We start from the raw sequence: 16,570 nt of genomic DNA on the forward strand, positions 1-16,570 counted from the left end.
GTTCTGATTTCTCTGAAGAAGTCAACCGGCCTTTCGAAAACGGCCTGCCCCTCCCCGCAGTCGGGGAAAGGGCAGGCCGAATAACCGTCGCAATCCTCAGGCAGCCTTCGTCTTCACCTTGCGCGCCAGATGCGCCACGACATTTTCGATCATCCGCATCCCGGCATCGCCACCGAGCGTCATGATCGACTCCGGATGGAACTGCACCGCGGCGATCGGTTCCTTGGCGTGTTCGATACCCATGATCGTGCCGTCGTCGCTTTCCGCCGTGATGATGAACTCACGCGGCAGCGTCGAGGGATCGGCGAAGATCGAGTGGTAGCGGCCGACCGTCACCTCCTTGGCAAGGCCGGAGAAGACGATGCCCGGTTCCAGCACGCGGATGCGCGAGGGCTTGCCGTGCATCGGCAGCGCCAGGTGGCGCAGTTCCCCGCCATAGGCTTCGGCGAGCGCCTGCAGACCGAGGCAGACGCCGAAGATCGGCAGGTTGCGCGCCCGTGCCTTCTTGATCGTCGCCTTGCAGTCGAAATCCTTCGGTGTTCCGGGTCCGGGCGACAGCACGACGAGGTCCGGGTTCAGCCGGTCGAAAACTTCCTCCGGCACCGGCGTGCGCACGGTCGAAACCGTCGCCCCCGTCTGGCGGAAGTAATTGGCGAGCGTGTGGACGAAGCTGTCTTCGTGATCGACGAGCAGGATGCTGACGCCCTTGCCGACGCTTGCGACATCGCGCTGGACCCTGCCGGAATTGCCCGTCTTGGCGTCTCGGATGGCGGAAAGCATGGCAGAGGCCTTCAGTTCTGTTTCGGCTTCTTCTTCGTCAGGAATGGAATCGTTGAGCAGCGTCGCGCCGGCGCGCACCTCGGCGATACCGTCCTTGATGCGCACGGTGCGCAGCGTCAGGCCGGTGTTCATGTCGCCGTTGAAGCCGACCATGCCGATCGCCCCACCATACCAGGCGCGTGGGCTTTTTTCATGGCTCTCGATGAAGCGCATCGCCCAGAGCTTCGGGGCGCCGGTGACGGTGACGGCCCAGGCGTGGCTGAGGAAACCGTCGAAAGCGTCCATGTCGTCGCGCAGCCGCCCCTCGATATGGTCGACCGTGTGGATGAGGCGCGAATACATCTCGATCTGCCGGCGGCCGATCACCTTGACCGAACCCGGCTCGCAGACACGGCTTTTGTCGTTGCGGTCGACATCCGAGCACATGGTGAGCTCGGACTCGTCCTTCTTGGAATTCAGGAGCTTCAGGATCTGCTCGCTGTCGGCGATCGGGTCGTCGCCGCGCTTGATCGTGCCCGAAATCGGGCAGGTCTCAATGCGACGGCCGGAAACGCGCACGAACATTTCGGGCGAGGCGCCGACCAGATATTCCTGATGGCCGAGATTGATGAAGAAGGAATAGGGCGACGGATTGATCGCCTTCAGCCGCTTGGAAATGTCGGACGGCTTGCTGTCGCAGCGCTCCATGAATTTCTGCCCGGGCACGACTTCGAAAAGGTCGCCCTTGCGGAAACTTTCCTTTGCCTTGGTGACGAGCTCGGCATATTCGCCCGGCCGGTGATCGCTCTTCGGCGGAATGGCATCCGTGTGTTTGAAGGGCTCCGCTGCGATATCTTGGGCCTTGCCCTCGGTCGTCACGCCGTCTTTTTCGAAGTCGTAACGGTCGACCCAGGCCTTGGCGGCGTAGTTGTCGACGACGAGGATCTCGTCCGGCAGGTAGAGCACCATGTCGCGCTGGTCGGAGGGTCGCGTCAGCTTCAGATCGATCGCATCGAACTGGAAGGCGATGTCGTATCCGAAGGCGCCATAGAACCCGAGGCTTGCATCTGCCTGCGAATAAAACAGGTCGGTGACGGCGCGCAGCACCGTGAAGACCGTCGGCATCTTCGAGCGTTCTTCCTCGGTGAACACCCGGTCCGGCGTCTTGACGGTGAGGTCGAGACGGCGAGCCGAGGAAGTCCCGAGCACGATGTCGGACACGGTCTTCAGCCGCTCGGTCACGAAGCCGAGGATAACCTCGCCGCGTTCATTATAGGCCTCGATCCAGACGTCGCGCCCGAATGAGGAGATGCCGAGCGGCGGATCGACGACGGCGGTATCCCAGCGTGTATAGCGGCCCGGATATTCGTAGTTCGACGAAAACACCGCGCCGCGGCGCTCGTCGAGCTTGTCGACATAGGAAGAGACCGCATCGCCGTAGGGGATCGCCCGCCGCTGCCGCGTGACAGTAATGCCGCCCTTGGTCTCGTAGATTTCCGCACCATCATCCCGCAGGATCGTTACCATTGTTCCACTCCGTTATCGGGGCCCGGACGACAGGCGGCCATAAACAAAAAAAGCCGCCTCGAAGTTTCGGGCGGCTCACTCGTCGTCTTTGGACACGATTGGTCGAGGCCGCCTTAGCGAACCCACCACCAAACAGCAATGTTCAAGGACTTGATCATGAAAAATTGTTAGCCTGAGATCAGCGATTGCGCAAGAGGCGAATGCGGGATTGAAAAAGGGCAGCCCGAAAGCCGCCCCTCCCCAGCCTTGAAGGCTCAACTGGCATCAGAAGGTCTTCGTGAGCGACACCTTGAATGTGCGGCCCGGCTCGGAATACCAATCGCGCGGTTGTGACGCCGTCGCCGAGCTGAGGTTGACCTCGCGCACGCCAAGCGCATTGAAATATTCCTGGTCGAAGATGTTGTAGACGCCTGCCTGCACGCGCAGACCCGGCACCTGTTCCGGCGTCCACCAGCCGGTCAGGTCGACGATTGCGTAGCCGGGCGCATCGAAGGTCGTGTCGGCGGTGTTGGTGATGGGCGTCTTGAGATGGTCGGTGAGCATGCCCGCCGACAGCGTCGAAGAAAGATCGAAGCCGAAATTCTCGTTGCTCCAGCCGCCGCCGACGATCGCCTTGAACGGTGCCACCGAGCGTAGGCGCTGAGTGGTTTCTTCATTTCTGCCATATGCATAGGCAAGTGACGCATGCAGATTTATGCCGTTATTAAATGTCTTGGCGGCGCTGGCTTCAATACCGGAGATCGTGGCAGCAGACACGTTCGTGTAGTTGAATTCCGTAAAGTTGGCCGTGGCGTCGAAGGTCCGCACCGTTTCGATGAAGTTCTGGTAGCGAGTGTGGAAAGCTGCGACCCTGCCGGTGAAATCGCCTGTGTCGAAATTGGCGCCGATTTCGACGCCGCGGCCGATTTCCGGTTCCAGATCGGGATTGCCGAGCTGAGCGTAGCGGCCCGTGGGGTTGTAGAAGCGGCTGTAGAGCTCGTCCACTGTGGGTGCCCGGAACCCGACTGCCAGCTGCATGTAGAGCTGCACGTCAGGCGTCAGCTCGTATGTCGCAAGAATCTTCGGCGACAGGCCGGCTTCCGTTCGGTCGTTCAGGTCCCCGAAACGCGTAAGCCCGGTATTGCTTGCGAAACTCCCGCCGGTCGAGGGATTGTAGTTGAACCAGTCGAAGCGGAAGCCGGGTGTCAGCGCGAAGCCGGTATTGCCGATTTCGATCTTGTCTTCGACAACAAGCCCAAGATTCTGGCTGTCGACATTGGGCACTTCCGCCTGATTGTTCAGCGACGGGCAGGTCGTCGATGTCGGGCAAAGGGCCCAGCTATACTGGCTCCAGCTCGAAACGCCGACGTCGAGGCCCACCCGAACGGAGTGGCTGAGACCAGAATATTCGAAATCCTTCGTTGCCGTGCCACTGAAGCCCCAGGTTTCGTTTTCAATCTCGTTGTTACGGCCATAGACCACATTCGCGGCCGTACGGCCCCTGCTACCGGCTTCCTTCTTCAAATCCTGCCAATAGAGCGTGGCACGCGCACTGCTGAAGAACGCATCGGAAGACTGCGCTTCATAATCATAATCGAGCGATACACGATCGCGATCACGCAGTTCGCGACCATCATAATTGTCGATCATATAAGTACGGCCGGTACCCTGCTGTTCACGCAGATCGGTCTGTAGATCACGACGGAAACGCTCGGCAGTCAAACCGATGCGATGGCCGCCTTCCAGCTCCTGGCGCAGTTTGAAGAGCAGGTTGTTCTGATCGAAATCAGCCGGATTCGCCTCGGTGCGGAAACGACCGTAGCTATCATTGTCGCCCATATTGTCGCGTTCATGGCCCTTGCGGTAGCCGCCCTTAAAGAGGATCGACGTGTTGCCGATCTTTTTGGCAGCGGCGGCCGAGCCGGAAATGCTGCGGTCTTCGCTGTCATAGGTCGACTTGACGATCGCACCCCAATCCCGGCCTTCGGGAATAAGATCCTCCGGCTCCAGCGTATTGAGAACGATGGCGCCGCCGAGTATGCCGGAACCGCCCTTGCTCGAATCCGCACCGCGCACGATATCGAGCGAGGACAGTGAATCGAAATCGAAGGTGTCGCCGCCGCCGTTGGCGTTGGCCGGCGCAAAGGCACCCTGGCGCGAACTATTCGAAATATACGGGATCGGAATGCCGTCGATGGTGGTCAGGATGCGAGCGCCGGAAAGGCCGCGCAGGTTGAAGCCCGCGTCGCCGCGTGAATAATTCACGCCTGCATCGACGCTGCGGCCGATATCGTCGAAATTGGTGACCTGCTTTTCTTCGAGCTGCTTGGCGGTGATTTCGGTGGCAAGCGGCGTATCGGCGACGCTGCCCGGCGCCACGCGTTTGCCCTTGACGACGATCTTCTGCAGGACGGTGCTGTCCTCCGCCGTGGCTTGCGGCGCCGTTGCCGGAGCGCTTTGCGCGAAAGACTGCGAAACGGGAAGAACAACTGTGGCTGCCGTGCAAACCAATAGAACCGAGCGCCAATGCCGGACGATCATAACCTACCCTCTAATGATGACTACCGGGCTGGCTGGTCGTGGCGTTCGCACGCTCGAGGGGCTGGCTGGGCTTTTATGGATGAAGACGAAGAAGAATTCCGCCTTCTTTTCGCCGCATAAAAAACATGAGGAGCATTGTCAACATAAGTCCTCGTTTTATGTTGAATATATCTATCAAGTTTTAGCGATCTTCAATCACGTTGCACAATTGCAACGAAAACCGCCCTCATGCGTTGTCTTTGGCCACGGATACGAGGAATCGGACGCGTTGAGAAAACTTTCGATATTGGCGATCCTTTTCGCTGCTACCGCCTTTCTTGCCGGCGCCCGCCTGCCCCCGCGAGGCCCAATGCCCGAACCTCGGCCAGATGCCGGACAGGCGACCAGCTCCGCCTCCCCTTCTTCGGAAAAGGCAGAACCGCCCAAGCCTGAAGAGGTCCCGGCCCCGCAGCCGAAGCCCGATGTAAACGATCCGCAGGCACCGGCATCGAGCCCGCCGCCAACGCCGCAGGCCGCACCCTCAAAGCCCGGGTCGGCAGAGCCGATGCAAGGTCCGCCGCGGCCGCCAGGTAGCCCCGATAGCTCGCAGCCGCCGACGGAAGAAGGTAAGCCGCCCGGCGAGCAGACACTGGAAGAGCAACACCTGACGATCGAACCCGAAAGCGATGCGGAACATGCCGAATGCACGGCCGCACTCCAGTCCCTGGGTGTCGTCTTCAAGGACACGCAGCGCATCGACGACGGCAACGGCTGCGGCATCGACAAGCCGATCATCGTCTCCGAAGCCCTGCCCGGCATCAGGCTGAAGCCGGAGGCGACGATGCGCTGCCCGGCGGCACTCGCCCTTGCCCGCTGGATGAAGGACAGCGTCATCCCGGCGGCTTCCGCCGCCCTGCCGGAGCAGGGCCGCATCACCACCGTCAACCAGGCAACGTCCTATATGTGCCGTCTGCGCAACGGCGCCGGAACCGGCAAGATCTCCGAGCATGCCCGCGGCAACGCCATCGATATTGCGAGCTTCCACTTCGAAAAGGGCGAGGATGTCGCCGTCCGCTCCCGCCGCGAGGATCCGACGCTGACCGGCGCCTTCCAGCGCACCGTCAGCGCCGCCGGCTGCCTCTACTTCACCACCGTCCTCGACCCCGAAAGCGACGCCGCCCATGAGACGCATTTCCATCTCGACGTGATCGAGAGGAAGGGCGGCTATCGCTACTGTCACTAGTCATTTCAGTAGCTTGCGATTCCCGCTTGAATCGAGCCGCGAAATACCCAAATCGAAGCTGCAATTTGTAGAAGAGGCCAGCAGCATATGAAGATCATTGGGAACGTGATCCTGGTTCTCCTGGTTGCCGCTATCGGATTCATTTTTACCGGTGAGTTACATTGGCTCTTTGCCATAGGAATGTTGTTCATCGGCACGCTGCAAAGCCTTTTCATCTGGCTGTTCATCGATCCGGACTTTGAAAAGCGTCGGCAGCAACATCTGGTCGAGCGCTTTGGTAAGCCGTCACCGGCTCAGAACAACCCCTCGATATAACCCTGGTCGTTCAGGAAAATCCGTTCCGCCGAGGGTGATTTCGGCAAGCCCGGCATCGTCATGATCTCGCCGGTGATGGCGACGACGAAGCCCGCTCCCGCCGAAAGCCGCACCTCTCGCACGGTGACGATGTGGCCTTCCGGCGCGCCGCGCAGGTTCGGATCGGTGGAGAAGGAATATTGCGTCTTCGCCATGCAGATCGGCAGCTTGCCGTAACCCTGCTCCTCCCATGTCTGCAACTGGTCGCGCACCGCCTTATCGGCCGTCACCTCGCCGGCGTGATAGATCTTCGAGGCGACGATCTCGATCTTCTCGAACAGCGAAAGATCGTCGCCGTATAGCGGCTGGAATTTCGCCTGCCCGGATTCGGCCAGTTCCACCACCTTGTGCGCCAGTTCCTCGATGCCGGCCGAACCCAGCGCCCAGTGGCGGCAGAGGATCGCCTCGGCGCCAAGCCTCGAGACGAATTCCTTGACCGCCGCGATCTCGGCGTCGGTATCCGAGACGAAATGGTTGATCGCCACGACGACGGGCACCCCGAAACGGCGCACATTGGCGACGTGTCGGCCAAGATTGGCGCAGCCCTTCTTCAGCGCCGTGACATCCTCCGTGCCGAGATCGTCCTTCTTCACCCCGCCATTCATCTTCAGCGCCCGGACGGTCGCGACGATGACTGCCGCATCCGGCTTCAGCCCCGCCTTGCGGCACTTGATGTCGAAGAATTTTTCCGCTCCGAGATCGGCGCCGAACCCTGCTTCCGTCACCGCATAGTCGCCGAGCTTCAGCGCCGTCTTCGTCGCAGTCACCGAATTGCAGCCATGGGCGATATTGGCGAAGGGCCCGCCATGCACGAAGGCCGGATTGTTCTCCAGCGTCTGCACCAGGTTCGGCTGCATCGCATCTTTCAACAGCACCGCCATGGCGCCGTCGGCCTTCAGGTCGCGCGCATGGACCGGTGTCCTGTCGAAACGATAGCCGATGATGATGTCGCCCAGCCGCCGCTCCAGATCCTTGAGATCGGTGGCAAGGCAGAGGATCGCCATGACCTCGGAGGCGACGGTGATGTCGAACCCGCCCTGGCGCGGGAAACCGTTGGCGACGCCTCCGAGCGATGAAACCATGCTTCTGAGTGCCCGGTCGTTCATGTCCATGACCCGCCGCCAGGTGATGCGGCGGATGTCGATATTCTCTTCGTTGCCCCAATAGATGTGGTTGTCGACCATCGCCGCCAGCAGATTGTGCGCCGATGTGATCGCATGGAAATCGCCGGTGAAATGCAGGTTGATGTCTTCCATCGGCACGACCTGCGCATAACCGCCGCCGGCCGCCCCGCCCTTGACGCCGAAGCACGGACCGAGCGAGGCCTCGCGGATGCAGACTATGGCTTTCTTGCCGATCCGGTTCAGCCCGTCGCCGAGCCCGACGGTGGTGGTCGTCTTGCCCTCGCCCGCCGGTGTCGGATTGATCGCGGTGACGAGGATCAGCTTGCCGTCCTTCTTGCCCGCTTGCGCGGCGATGAACTCGGCGCTGACCTTCGCCTTGTCGTGACCATAGGGAACGAGTTGCTCGACCGGAATACCGAGTTTCGCCCCGATTTCGAAGATCGGCTTTTTGGCCGCGGCGCGCGCGATTTCGATATCGGATTTGATTGATGGCATGGATGTTCCCCCGTCCGGCCCCCGCGGGAGCGGAGTCGTTGTTTTCTCTTCATCGAGATAGCGAAATATCGGCGGGGTGTGAATAGCGCTGCGCCTTGCGGCCGCCACGCTTACAGCGCCGCGCGTCTTTTCAGACGCGCAAAGGACGCTGTAACACTTTGAATCTACGCATCGACCCGAAAATCGGTTTCGATTTTCGGGTCGATGCGCTAGGCGTTTATGTGGCGGTCAACGATTGCGGCTTCTTAGGGTGAAGACATGAAAGCATTGGAAATCTTCGTCGAGCGGATCATCCTGTCGAGCCGCTGGATCCTCGTGGCCTTCTATATCGGCCTGGTGCTGGCGCTCGCTGTTTATGCCGTTTCCTTCGGCTACAAGCTTCTGAAGATTGCCGCCAGCGTCTTCGTACTGGACGAAGCTGGGATGATCCTTGCCATGCTCAGCCTGATCGATGCGGCCCTCGTCGCAAGCCTGATCGTCATGGTGATGATCTCCGGCTACGAGAATTTCGTCAGCCGCTTCGACGAGGTCGACGAGACCGACAGCGAAGTCTCCTTCCTCGGCAAACTCGATTCAGGCAGCCTCAAGATCAAGGTCGCCTCCTCGATCGTCGCCATCTCCTCGATCCATCTGCTGCAGGTCTTCCTCAACGCCGACCAATATGCGGACGGCAAGATCATGTGGCTGACCTTCATGCACCTCGCCTTCGTCGCCTCCGCCGTCATGCTCGGCTTCCTGGAGAAGCTGATGAGCGTCACGTCGAAAAATGATCTGAAGGATAAGGACTGACAGGCGGCACGAGGCGCCTTCGGCGCTTGAACAAACAGAAGCCCCACGCAAAACGCCGAGCTCTGCTCTTTCGCGCCCTGAGATCAATTGACCGAAGCAGCGACAGGAGCGATCTCTGCCTCAGCTTTTCGCGGGCATCGAAGGCTTTCCTTCGCCTCCGGCCCACAGACATGCAAGCCGGGCTCTTCATCATAAGGGATGATACCATTAATGATGCCAAGCTTGAGCGCCTCAGTAGGAAGTATGATCCTTCCTCGCTCGGTTGATGTGGCGGGCATCATCGTCCCGTATGTCTCGGCATTGACGCCCATCTCGTCGAAATAAGCGAAAAATGTCGTATATTCAGTCGTTGTGGGCCTAACGACGCCGATCGCAGAATATCCGACAAGCCGCGACGTTCCGCTCATCAGGACAAGAGTACAGGTCGAAAGGCAGTACGCCCGCCCGGCAAAGACTTCGCCCTCGGTCCATCCGTTTTTGGCGATGCTGGCTTTGCAACGCGGATCCAACTTTGGACAATTGGGCAACAGCGTTCTGCCAATCGAGGTCTCCAGACCTGCAGCACGGATCATACGCCCCATCGCGAAAGCCGCATCCATGTCCCCGCCATTAGATTGAAGGACGATCGGCAGCTTTCTTTCGCCGAGCGTCGTCAACATCGCCTTCAGCCGAGCCGGCGTATCCGGCGTGATGTCTCCGTCCGCAGAAATCCACTGCGTGCACTCTTCCCGGCAGTTGCCATTGGACATCAGGAGGAAGTCCATCGGCTGGGTTTTTGGCAGTTTCTCGCTTGTCTCTGCGGCCGCATCCTGCACGGGGGCTTGAGGGACAGGCGCCTTAGCCACCACAGGGGCTTCGGCTACCGGATGGCTATGACAGACAGTCTCTGCCACTGCATCCGGGGCGCAGAGCGGCATACCGGGCCACTCATTGTAGGACAACATGTCCGTGATGAGACCTGTTCGAAGTGCCTCTGTAGCCGGTACGATATTGATGTTGTCAGGCGTGGCGCTCATCATCAGACCGATCACATCTTCGCTGACGCCCATTTCCTTCAAATAGGCCGTCAAAGCAGCGGTAGCCTTCTTTCCAAGTTTGGTGGAACTGCCCTGCCCCGCCACCTTGCGTCCAACCTCCTTGCGGGAGATCTCCTTCTTCTTGCCGTTCACGATCTTGTATTCGATGCGATAGGAAACACGCACCTTGTTGTAGACGGTCGTGATCTGGTGGACGCCGATAAAGGCCCATTGCGACGAGACACGCGACACACCGCCCGCCAACGCCAGCGGACAAGCAGAAAAGCAGTATGCACCGGACGAATAGGTGTAACCGACCGCGCTACCGTCCTTGGCAATAGCGGCTTGGCAGCGCGTATCCCCAACCGGGCAATCTTTGAGCCGCGTGCCGCCGACCGCCGTTTCCAGCCCGGCCTTGCGGATCATCCGGCCCATCGCATAGGCGGCATCGACGTCGCCGCCTTCCGAACGGAAAACGACAGGCAATTTACGGCCGCCGATCTTCTTGAGTATTTTTCTCAGCCGCGCGGGCGTATCGGACGTTATGCGCCCCTCCGCCGATATCCATTCCGGACAGTTTTCCTGGCAGAGGAGACTACGCACGAGGATGAAATTCATCGGGGGATGCACTGCCTTCTTCTCCCCGGCGGCCTGCGAGGTTGCCGCGCCGATCGGCAAGGTCAAAAGGAGAAAAACAAGTAACAATCTGGAAAATAGACACTTCACCAAAAAGAAAATTGCAAAGCGCACGATTAAATTGCCTCAGTTGTACTGAGCATACGCTTAGCAATTGGCTTGACTGGCAGCAAGTCGGATTTCGCCGCCTGCTACCATCCCTTCTTATCTCTGTTCTCTCACCCCAATCAGGCTGACATGGCGACCCGCTGCGGCGGCCTTCACGCAATTCACTTGCTCCCGCGCAAAGTGCTGCAGGTAGGCCGGTCTACCGCCTTTGCGCCCGTGCCGGAGAGACCCGAGCTCTCCCCGAAACTCTCCCAAGTGATTCTCTCCTTGCCCGGTTGCGCAAGACCATTGCTGTGCCGCCATGAAAGAACTCTAAGGTACCGCTACGCTATTTTCGCAAGTCGAAACTCAACCGAAGCGCGAATTGCCGTGGCTAATTTTTCACAATTCGAATGAATCAGCTTGCGTTAGGTCAATTGGGGCTAGCATCCCGCCGATTTTCTGTATTTGATAGCGGTAACATTGGGGCTGCCGGGGGCGTACAAATGTCTTACATGACTACCTCTGAAAGACAGTCATTGCTTTCGGCAGAACTTTCGACCGCACGAACGCGCAACCTGTTTGCACAGGCGCTTGGCAGGGTCTCTACAGCCTTCGGATTGTCGCATGCGACGCTGATGCACGCCCCCTCCCCGGAAGATCTTCTCTTGAAACCCCTGCTGATCGAGAGCTCGCTTCCGGCCGCCTATGTCAGGGATTTCGACCGCGCCCACATGATGCGCGGCTGCCCTTTCGGCGTAAGGTTAAGAGCGTCTGCCGTGCCGCCGGCCTGGCACCTCAACGACGCCTCCAATGGTCAGGCTTTCCCCGCCGAACTTCGTGCCCTGATGCTGCGCCATGCCATACCAGCAGGCGTTGCCATGCCGACCATTGCAGCCGACGGCCAGCGTCTGGTCTTTTGGTTCTGCGGCGAGCGCGCCGCACTCGGCCAGAGCGAAATCAACGAGCTGGCAATGATCATTCTCCATGCACTCGATGCATACAATGCAGTCAAACGCAACGAGGAATGCGCGCATAACGCGCTATCAACTCGAGAACTAGAGGTTGTGCGCTGGACTGCCCAGGGCAAGACCTCGATCGAAATCGGTCAGATCCTCACGCTCTCGGATCATACGGTGAACGCCTATATGACGAACGCGATCAAAAAACTCGATTGCGTCAACCGGACCCAGTTGGTAGCTAAGGCAATTCGATTGAAGCTGATCAACTGAGGAATCAGAAGAGAGTCGGCACGTCGTCCCGTGATCTGGGGGAATCGTGCCTCTTCACTTCGAACAGCCCGTTATTGACAAGACAGAACAATCCCGCGCCCACATCGGCATCACCGATGCGGAAGTCGTCCAGATGCTTGCTGCCTATCGTCTTTTCGGCTTCTGGCGCATCGACATCGAGACCGGACATTTCTTTGCAAGCGAGGATGTCCACGCGATCTTCGGACTCTCCTACAGCGACGGCCCTGTCAACCTGACAGAGCTGATGTCGCGCATCCACGAGGAGGACCGCAGCCTGATCGCCCAAACCTTCGAAGAGGCGAGCCTTCACGGCGTCGGCTTCCATTTCGTTTATCGCGTCGACAACCGGCTTGGCGGCTACAAGCTGGTGCGTAGCGTCGGCCGCTTCCGAAACGATGGAAGCGGCCGCGGCATCGTCGGCATCACCTATGAATTCGTCGAGAAACTGCGCGTCGTCGGCTTCGAGGACAACACGAAACCCCGCTGACTCCAGACGTTTTAGCGGTCGAGCACCGAGCGGACCTCGACGAGGTTCGAGCGCACCCTCAGAATATAGAAGCCCATGGTGGCGAGATGGCTCGGCATGATCCAGCCGTCTTCGCGCCCGTTCGAAATGATCGCCGGCTGGATGCGCAGCGCCGCCTGAAACTGCCGCATGGTCCCGCCCCAGATCGCTCCGAGATTGCGTTCCGCCAGCACCTGCGAGAAATCCGCCTGGGCGGCGGCCATGATCGCGTAATAGCCGTAGAGCTGGCCGTAAGCGAACCAGAACCGGTCGTCGGCGCGTGTATCGAACCAGCCGCGATTGTGGTTTTCCGAGCGCTCGGCGAGCATGTCGGAGGTGCCGCCGAGATCGTTGGCAATACGGTCGATGAACTGCATCAGATTGTCGGCGCGGCCGTCGAAAACGACGTTGCAGAGGGCGAGATCGGTGTTGAATTTGCGCAGGCTGCCGATCGCCGAGCGGTAATAGGAGGGCGTCGGCGTCTTCGGCCCGAAGGGGTTGAGGCCGAAATACCAGCTGTTTTCGTCGAACTGCAGATTGCCGCGCGCGCTCTGCAGGTCGTTGTTGATGCCCGAGGTGCCGCGCACACGCCCGAGCGTATCGACAAGCTCCGCCGAAGTCCGCCGGACCGCCTGGTTGATGCCGCGCTGGAAAGAGGCCTTGTTGTCGAGGAAGGGGGTGTGATCCCAGTCGATGCCGAAGAAGCCCATCTTGTAAAGCAGCATGGAGGAGATCCATGCGTTCTGGTTGACATTGAAATCGGTCAGATCGGCCGCGACGTCGACGATCGCCGAGCGTTGGCAGGTCTTCGGCGCCGTCGCATTGGCGCTCTCGGCGGCCGGCACTTCCTGCCCGGCGGCAACCTTGCGTTCGGAAAGCCGGTACTGATCGACGAAGGCGGGGTTGAAATTCGTCCAGACCTGCGTCTGCAAGAAGAAATAACCGTAGAGTACGACCAGCAGCGCCACGAAAGCGATGACCGGCAGCCGGATCATCCAGCTCCGGCGCTGATACCAGCCGTGCGCGGCAAGAAAGGGCCAGAAGGCCCAGGCGGAAAAAAGGCGGGCCCAGCGGCCGATCGTCTGGCCGATCAGCCTGAAAAAACCGGCTATCCGGTCAAGCATCGTCGTCTCCTGTCAGGCGAGGCGAACATCGGGACATTGCCGCCCCGCTGCATCCCACATATGCGCTCGATGGGCAGAGCACAACACGAGCCCTTCGATTTTTCGGAATGAAAGCATTGCGCAAGAGCGATACTGCCCGCGCCCTTGCTGGTCAGGAGCGCAGGAAAGGCAGGCTGAAACGAAAAGACCTGCGCGCCGTGTCGATCAGAGGCGCTCCCGATGTTTCCGGCGGCGGTTCGGCATAGGTCGGAAACCTTCTGGCGAATTCGAGATCGGCGCGGCTCTTGCGCCGCTCCAGATCCTGGGCGACCAGCATGCCCTTCTCGAACAACCTGATCGGTGCCGCGATATCGGGAAAGAGCTCCGGCTTGATCCTCACCTTCATGCCCGGCCGGTCGGTATCGACCTGCGCCTGATAGATGATCAGCCGCTCTTCCACGTCGATCAGCAGCTTGCGCAGCAGCACGTTGCAGGCGGCGATCCGGCCGTTCAGCGAATCGACAAAGGCCTGGAACAGGCCGATGAAGCGCTCGCGCCGCTGGCTGTCGTCGCGCATCTCGCGCTCGCCGGCGGAAATCCGCTCGGCCTCCGCCTTCAGCGCCCGCCGCTCCGCCTCCATCTGCTCCCAATGCGCCCTGTTGCCATAGACACCGATACGGCCTTGCGTCGTCAGCGCCTTGGCATTGAGCTCCTTCATCTTGAGGCGGGCGATGTCGATGGAAACGACCAGCCGTCGCCGCTGCTCGACGATATCGACAAGGCTGAGTTCGGCGGCCTTGTGCCGTTCGGTGAGCGCGGCGCGCTGGCCGGCGATCAGCCCCGCGAGCGCGTCCGATTTCGTCAAAAGGTCAAGCAGCCGCTCGATGACGGGCGCCTCGCGCACGCGTTCGGTATACATGCGCCACATCCGTTGGCGCGACACCCAGCCGGCCATCTTCTCGCGCAGCGTCAGCCCCCGGAAACTGTCGAGATCGGCTGAAACCTCGGCCGTCAGCCGATCAAGGCAAAAGACCAGCTCGGCCAGTTGAGCGTCGAGCGCCGCAGCATCGGCGATATGGGCCTGGAAGCGGGCATTCTGTTCAAGGAAGACCTCGTCGGCCGACTGTGTTTCGTCGCCGCTGAAGGCGCCGATCGCAGCCACACAATAGACTCCCTCGCCTGCAATCCTTTCGGCAAGGCTGCCAGCAGCTTCATACTGGCTGTCGAATGACGGGGGTTTGCGCACCAAGCCTCTCCAGGGAATCTCCTGGCCCAAACTAGCCGCTTGCGGCGCCAAAGAAAACAGGCGGAGTCGCCGGCTTCAGACCGGCTCGGCGATCCAGGCACCGTTCATGGCGTCGTCCCAATGCCTGCGGCAGAGCGAGACATATTTCTCGTTGCCGCCGACATCGATCTGCGCGCCTTCGTGCAAGACTTTTCCTTCCGCGTCGAGCCGCACGACCATCGTCGCCTTGCGCCCGCAATGGCAGATCGTGCGCACCTCGCGCATCTCATCGGCGATCGCCAGCAGTTCCTGCGAGGCCGGAAACAGCTTGCCCTGGAAATCGGTTCTCAGCCCGTAGACCATCACAGGGATGTTGAGCCTGTCGACGACGCGGGCAAGCTGCCAGACATGGACAGGCGTCATGAAATGCGCCTCGTCGACGAAGATGCAGGAAATCGGCGCGCCCTCGCCACTCAGTCCCTTGATCAACCGGAACAGGTCCTCATGCGACTCGAAAGGAATGGCGCTCGCCTCCAGCCCGATCCGCGAGCCGATGACGCCCCGACCAGTGCGCTCGTCGAAGGCTGCGATCAGCTGCACCGTGCGCATGCCGCGCTCCTGGTAATTATAGGAGGCCTGCAGCAGCATCGTCGACTTGCCGGCGTTCATCGTCGAGTAGTTGAAATAGAGTTTTGCCATCCGATTTCTCCTTGATCGGCTTATTGAAAGCTCGGAATGGCAAAGAAAAGCCCTGAGTGAGCGATAATCACAGGAATCCGGCTCGAAAACCGCTGAAAGCCCCGAAAACAAGGCATTGCCAAAAAATCCGCGGACGTCGCAATCGCATGGGTCGATACGGCGCAAACGCACTGAGGTCGCTTGTCAAACTCGGTTATTGATGGTTGGCTTGGGAACTTAAAGACTGGGAGTCTAAAATGAAAACAACAAGCACGTTCAAACTCGTTACCGCAACTGCCGTCGCCGCCCTCTCCGTTGCGACCGCCGCCTTCGCCGCAGACCCTGACAGCTGCGCCACCGTCCGCTTCGCGGACGTCGGCTGGACGGATATCACCGCCACCACCGCCACCGCATCCGTGATCCTCAAGAGCATCGGCTATGAGACCGACGTCAAGGTTCTCTCGGTCCCGGTCACCTACACGTCGCTGAAGAACAAGGACATCGACATCTTCCTCGGCAACTGGATGCCGACGCAGGAAAAGGACGTCCGTCCCTATATCGACGATAAGTCGGTCGAATCCTTCGGCCCCAACCTCGTCGGCGCCAAGTACACGCTCGCCACCAATGCCAAAGGCGCTGAGCTCGGCATCAAGGACTTCAAGGACATTGCCGCCCACAAGGACGATCTCGACGGCAAGATCTACGGCATCGAGCCTGGCAATGATGGCAACCGCCTCGTCATGGACATGATCGAGAAGAACGAGTTCGGCCTCAAGGACCTGGAAGTCGTCGAGTCCTCCGAACAGGGCATGCTCGCCCAGGTCGCCCGTGCCGACAAAGCGGGCAAGCCCGTCGTCTTCCTCGGCTGGGAACCCCATCCGATGAACACCAACTTCAAGCTGACCTACCTCACAGGCGGCGACAACGTCTTCGGCCCTGACTTCGGCGGCGCCAAGGTCTTCACCAATGTCCGTGCCGGTTATCTCGACGAATGCCAGAATGTCGGCATGATGTTGAAGAACCTGACGTTCTCCCTCGACATGGAGAACCAGATCATGGGCAAGATCCTCAACGACGGCAAGGAACCGGAAGCTGCAGCTTCCGAATGGCTGAAGGCCAACCCCGCAGCACTTGAGCCCTGGCTCGCGGGCGTCAAGACCCGCGACGGCAAGGGCGATGCTCTCGCGGCCGCCAAGACCGGCCTCGGCCTCTGATGATACGAACGGGGCGGCTCGCCGCCCCGTTTCATTTTTGTCCGATTGTTGTTTTTCTGGATA

General features: G+C 60.0%; 13 protein-coding genes. 6 read left to right on the forward strand and 7 right to left on the reverse strand.

What is annotated here, in order from left to right:
- Nucleotides 1-96: 96 nt before the first annotated feature.
- Together G9X67_RS08080 and G9X67_RS08085 are read right to left on the reverse strand one after the other, a co-directional pair.
- Nucleotides 97-2,286, reverse strand: a complete 2,190-nt coding sequence (locus G9X67_RS08080) for an anthranilate synthase (protein WP_138330362.1) — start codon at nucleotides 2,284-2,286, stop codon at nucleotides 97-99.
- Between the two features lie 264 nt (nucleotides 2,287-2,550).
- Nucleotides 2,551-4,806 (reverse strand): TonB-dependent hemoglobin/transferrin/lactoferrin family receptor, encoded by a 2,256-nt coding sequence (locus G9X67_RS08085; protein ID WP_171598461.1) that lies wholly within the window; start codon nucleotides 4,804-4,806, stop codon nucleotides 2,551-2,553.
- A 79-nt stretch (nucleotides 4,807-4,885) separates the two neighbouring features.
- Here G9X67_RS08085 and G9X67_RS08090 point away from each other — a divergent pair, with 79 nt between their 5' ends.
- On the forward strand, nucleotides 4,886-6,028 hold the full coding sequence (locus G9X67_RS08090; protein WP_246705379.1) for an extensin family protein: 1,143 nt from the start codon (nucleotides 4,886-4,888) through the stop codon (nucleotides 6,026-6,028).
- A gap of 87 nt (nucleotides 6,029-6,115) precedes the next feature.
- Entirely contained in the window at nucleotides 6,116-6,343 is a 228-nt protein-coding gene (locus G9X67_RS08095) for a hypothetical protein (protein ID WP_138386905.1), read from the forward strand.
- Here the strand turns inward: G9X67_RS08095 and G9X67_RS08100 are convergent.
- A complete protein-coding gene (locus G9X67_RS08100) occupies nucleotides 6,322-8,001 on the reverse strand; it encodes a formate--tetrahydrofolate ligase (protein ID WP_171598463.1) in 1,680 nt (559 codons plus the stop codon). The genes G9X67_RS08095 and G9X67_RS08100 overlap by 22 nt on opposite strands.
- 258 nt (nucleotides 8,002-8,259) lie before the next feature.
- On the opposite strand from G9X67_RS08100, the gene G9X67_RS08105 reads away from it, so the two are divergent.
- Nucleotides 8,260-8,790: a TIGR00645 family protein gene (locus tag G9X67_RS08105; RefSeq protein WP_138386903.1), complete on the forward strand. Its 531-nt coding sequence runs from the start codon at nucleotides 8,260-8,262 to the stop codon at nucleotides 8,788-8,790.
- Between the two features lie 83 nt (nucleotides 8,791-8,873).
- Here G9X67_RS08105 and G9X67_RS08110 read toward each other — a convergent pair whose 3' ends face one another.
- Nucleotides 8,874-10,556: a hypothetical protein gene (locus tag G9X67_RS08110; RefSeq protein ID WP_171598464.1), complete on the reverse strand. Its 1,683-nt coding sequence runs from the start codon at nucleotides 10,554-10,556 to the stop codon at nucleotides 8,874-8,876.
- 479 nt (nucleotides 10,557-11,035) lie between these two features.
- On the opposite strand from G9X67_RS08110, the gene G9X67_RS08115 reads away from it, so the two are divergent.
- Nucleotides 11,036-11,761: a helix-turn-helix transcriptional regulator gene (locus G9X67_RS08115; RefSeq protein ID WP_138330685.1), complete on the forward strand. Its 726-nt coding sequence runs from the start codon at nucleotides 11,036-11,038 to the stop codon at nucleotides 11,759-11,761.
- A 46-nt stretch (nucleotides 11,762-11,807) separates the two neighbouring features.
- A complete protein-coding gene (locus G9X67_RS08120; RefSeq protein ID WP_171598465.1) occupies nucleotides 11,808-12,269 on the forward strand; it encodes a PAS domain-containing protein in 462 nt (153 codons plus the stop codon).
- A gap of 11 nt (nucleotides 12,270-12,280) precedes the next feature.
- Here the strand turns inward: G9X67_RS08120 and G9X67_RS08125 are convergent, their stop codons facing one another.
- The 3 genes from G9X67_RS08125 to G9X67_RS08135 form a co-directional block, all read right to left on the reverse strand.
- Nucleotides 12,281-13,411: a DUF2333 family protein gene (locus G9X67_RS08125; RefSeq protein WP_138330354.1), complete on the reverse strand. Its 1,131-nt coding sequence runs from the start codon at nucleotides 13,409-13,411 to the stop codon at nucleotides 12,281-12,283.
- 151 nt (nucleotides 13,412-13,562) lie between these two features.
- On the reverse strand, nucleotides 13,563-14,636 hold the full coding sequence (locus tag G9X67_RS08130) for a hypothetical protein (RefSeq protein ID WP_138386900.1): 1,074 nt from the start codon (nucleotides 14,634-14,636) through the stop codon (nucleotides 13,563-13,565).
- Nucleotides 14,637-14,711: 75 nt separating this feature from the next.
- Nucleotides 14,712-15,314, reverse strand: a complete 603-nt coding sequence (locus G9X67_RS08135; protein ID WP_062944413.1) for a thymidine kinase — start codon at nucleotides 15,312-15,314, stop codon at nucleotides 14,712-14,714.
- Nucleotides 15,315-15,550: 236 nt separating this feature from the next.
- On the opposite strand from G9X67_RS08135, the gene G9X67_RS08140 reads away from it, so the two are divergent.
- The gene (locus tag G9X67_RS08140; RefSeq protein ID WP_171598466.1) at nucleotides 15,551-16,507 is read left to right on the forward strand and encodes a choline ABC transporter substrate-binding protein; all 957 of its coding nucleotides are present in this window, start codon (nucleotides 15,551-15,553) and stop codon (nucleotides 16,505-16,507) included.
- Nucleotides 16,508-16,570: the final 63 nt, after the last annotated feature.

The sequence above is a fragment of the Rhizobium sp. WYCCWR 11152 genome (assembly GCF_013087615.1).
In the GTDB taxonomy this organism is placed as follows: domain Bacteria; phylum Pseudomonadota; class Alphaproteobacteria; order Rhizobiales; family Rhizobiaceae; genus Rhizobium; species Rhizobium indicum.

What these genes read in the sequence shown, in the direction of transcription:
- G9X67_RS08080 (WP_138330362.1), bottom strand. Translation starts at nt 2,286, where the DNA reads ATGGTAACGATCCTGCGGGATGATGGTGCGGAAATCTACGAGACCAAG.
- G9X67_RS08085 (WP_171598461.1), bottom strand. Translation starts at nt 4,806, where the DNA reads ATGATCGTCCGGCATTGGCGCTCGGTTCTATTGGTTTGCACGGCAGCC.
- G9X67_RS08090 (WP_246705379.1), top strand. Translation starts at nt 4,886, where the DNA reads ATGAAGACGAAGAAGAATTCCGCCTTCTTTTCGCCGCATAAAAAACAT.
- G9X67_RS08095 (WP_138386905.1), top strand. Translation starts at nt 6,116, where the DNA reads ATGAAGATCATTGGGAACGTGATCCTGGTTCTCCTGGTTGCCGCTATC.
- G9X67_RS08100 (WP_171598463.1), bottom strand. Translation starts at nt 8,001, where the DNA reads ATGCCATCAATCAAATCCGATATCGAAATCGCGCGCGCCGCGGCCAAA.
- G9X67_RS08105 (WP_138386903.1), top strand. Translation starts at nt 8,260, where the DNA reads ATGAAAGCATTGGAAATCTTCGTCGAGCGGATCATCCTGTCGAGCCGC.
- G9X67_RS08115 (WP_138330685.1), top strand. Translation starts at nt 11,036, where the DNA reads ATGTCTTACATGACTACCTCTGAAAGACAGTCATTGCTTTCGGCAGAA.
- G9X67_RS08125 (WP_138330354.1), bottom strand. Translation starts at nt 13,411, where the DNA reads ATGCTTGACCGGATAGCCGGTTTTTTCAGGCTGATCGGCCAGACGATC.
- G9X67_RS08135 (WP_062944413.1), bottom strand. Translation starts at nt 15,314, where the DNA reads ATGGCAAAACTCTATTTCAACTACTCGACGATGAACGCCGGCAAGTCG.
- G9X67_RS08140 (WP_171598466.1), top strand. Translation starts at nt 15,551, where the DNA reads ATGAAAACAACAAGCACGTTCAAACTCGTTACCGCAACTGCCGTCGCC.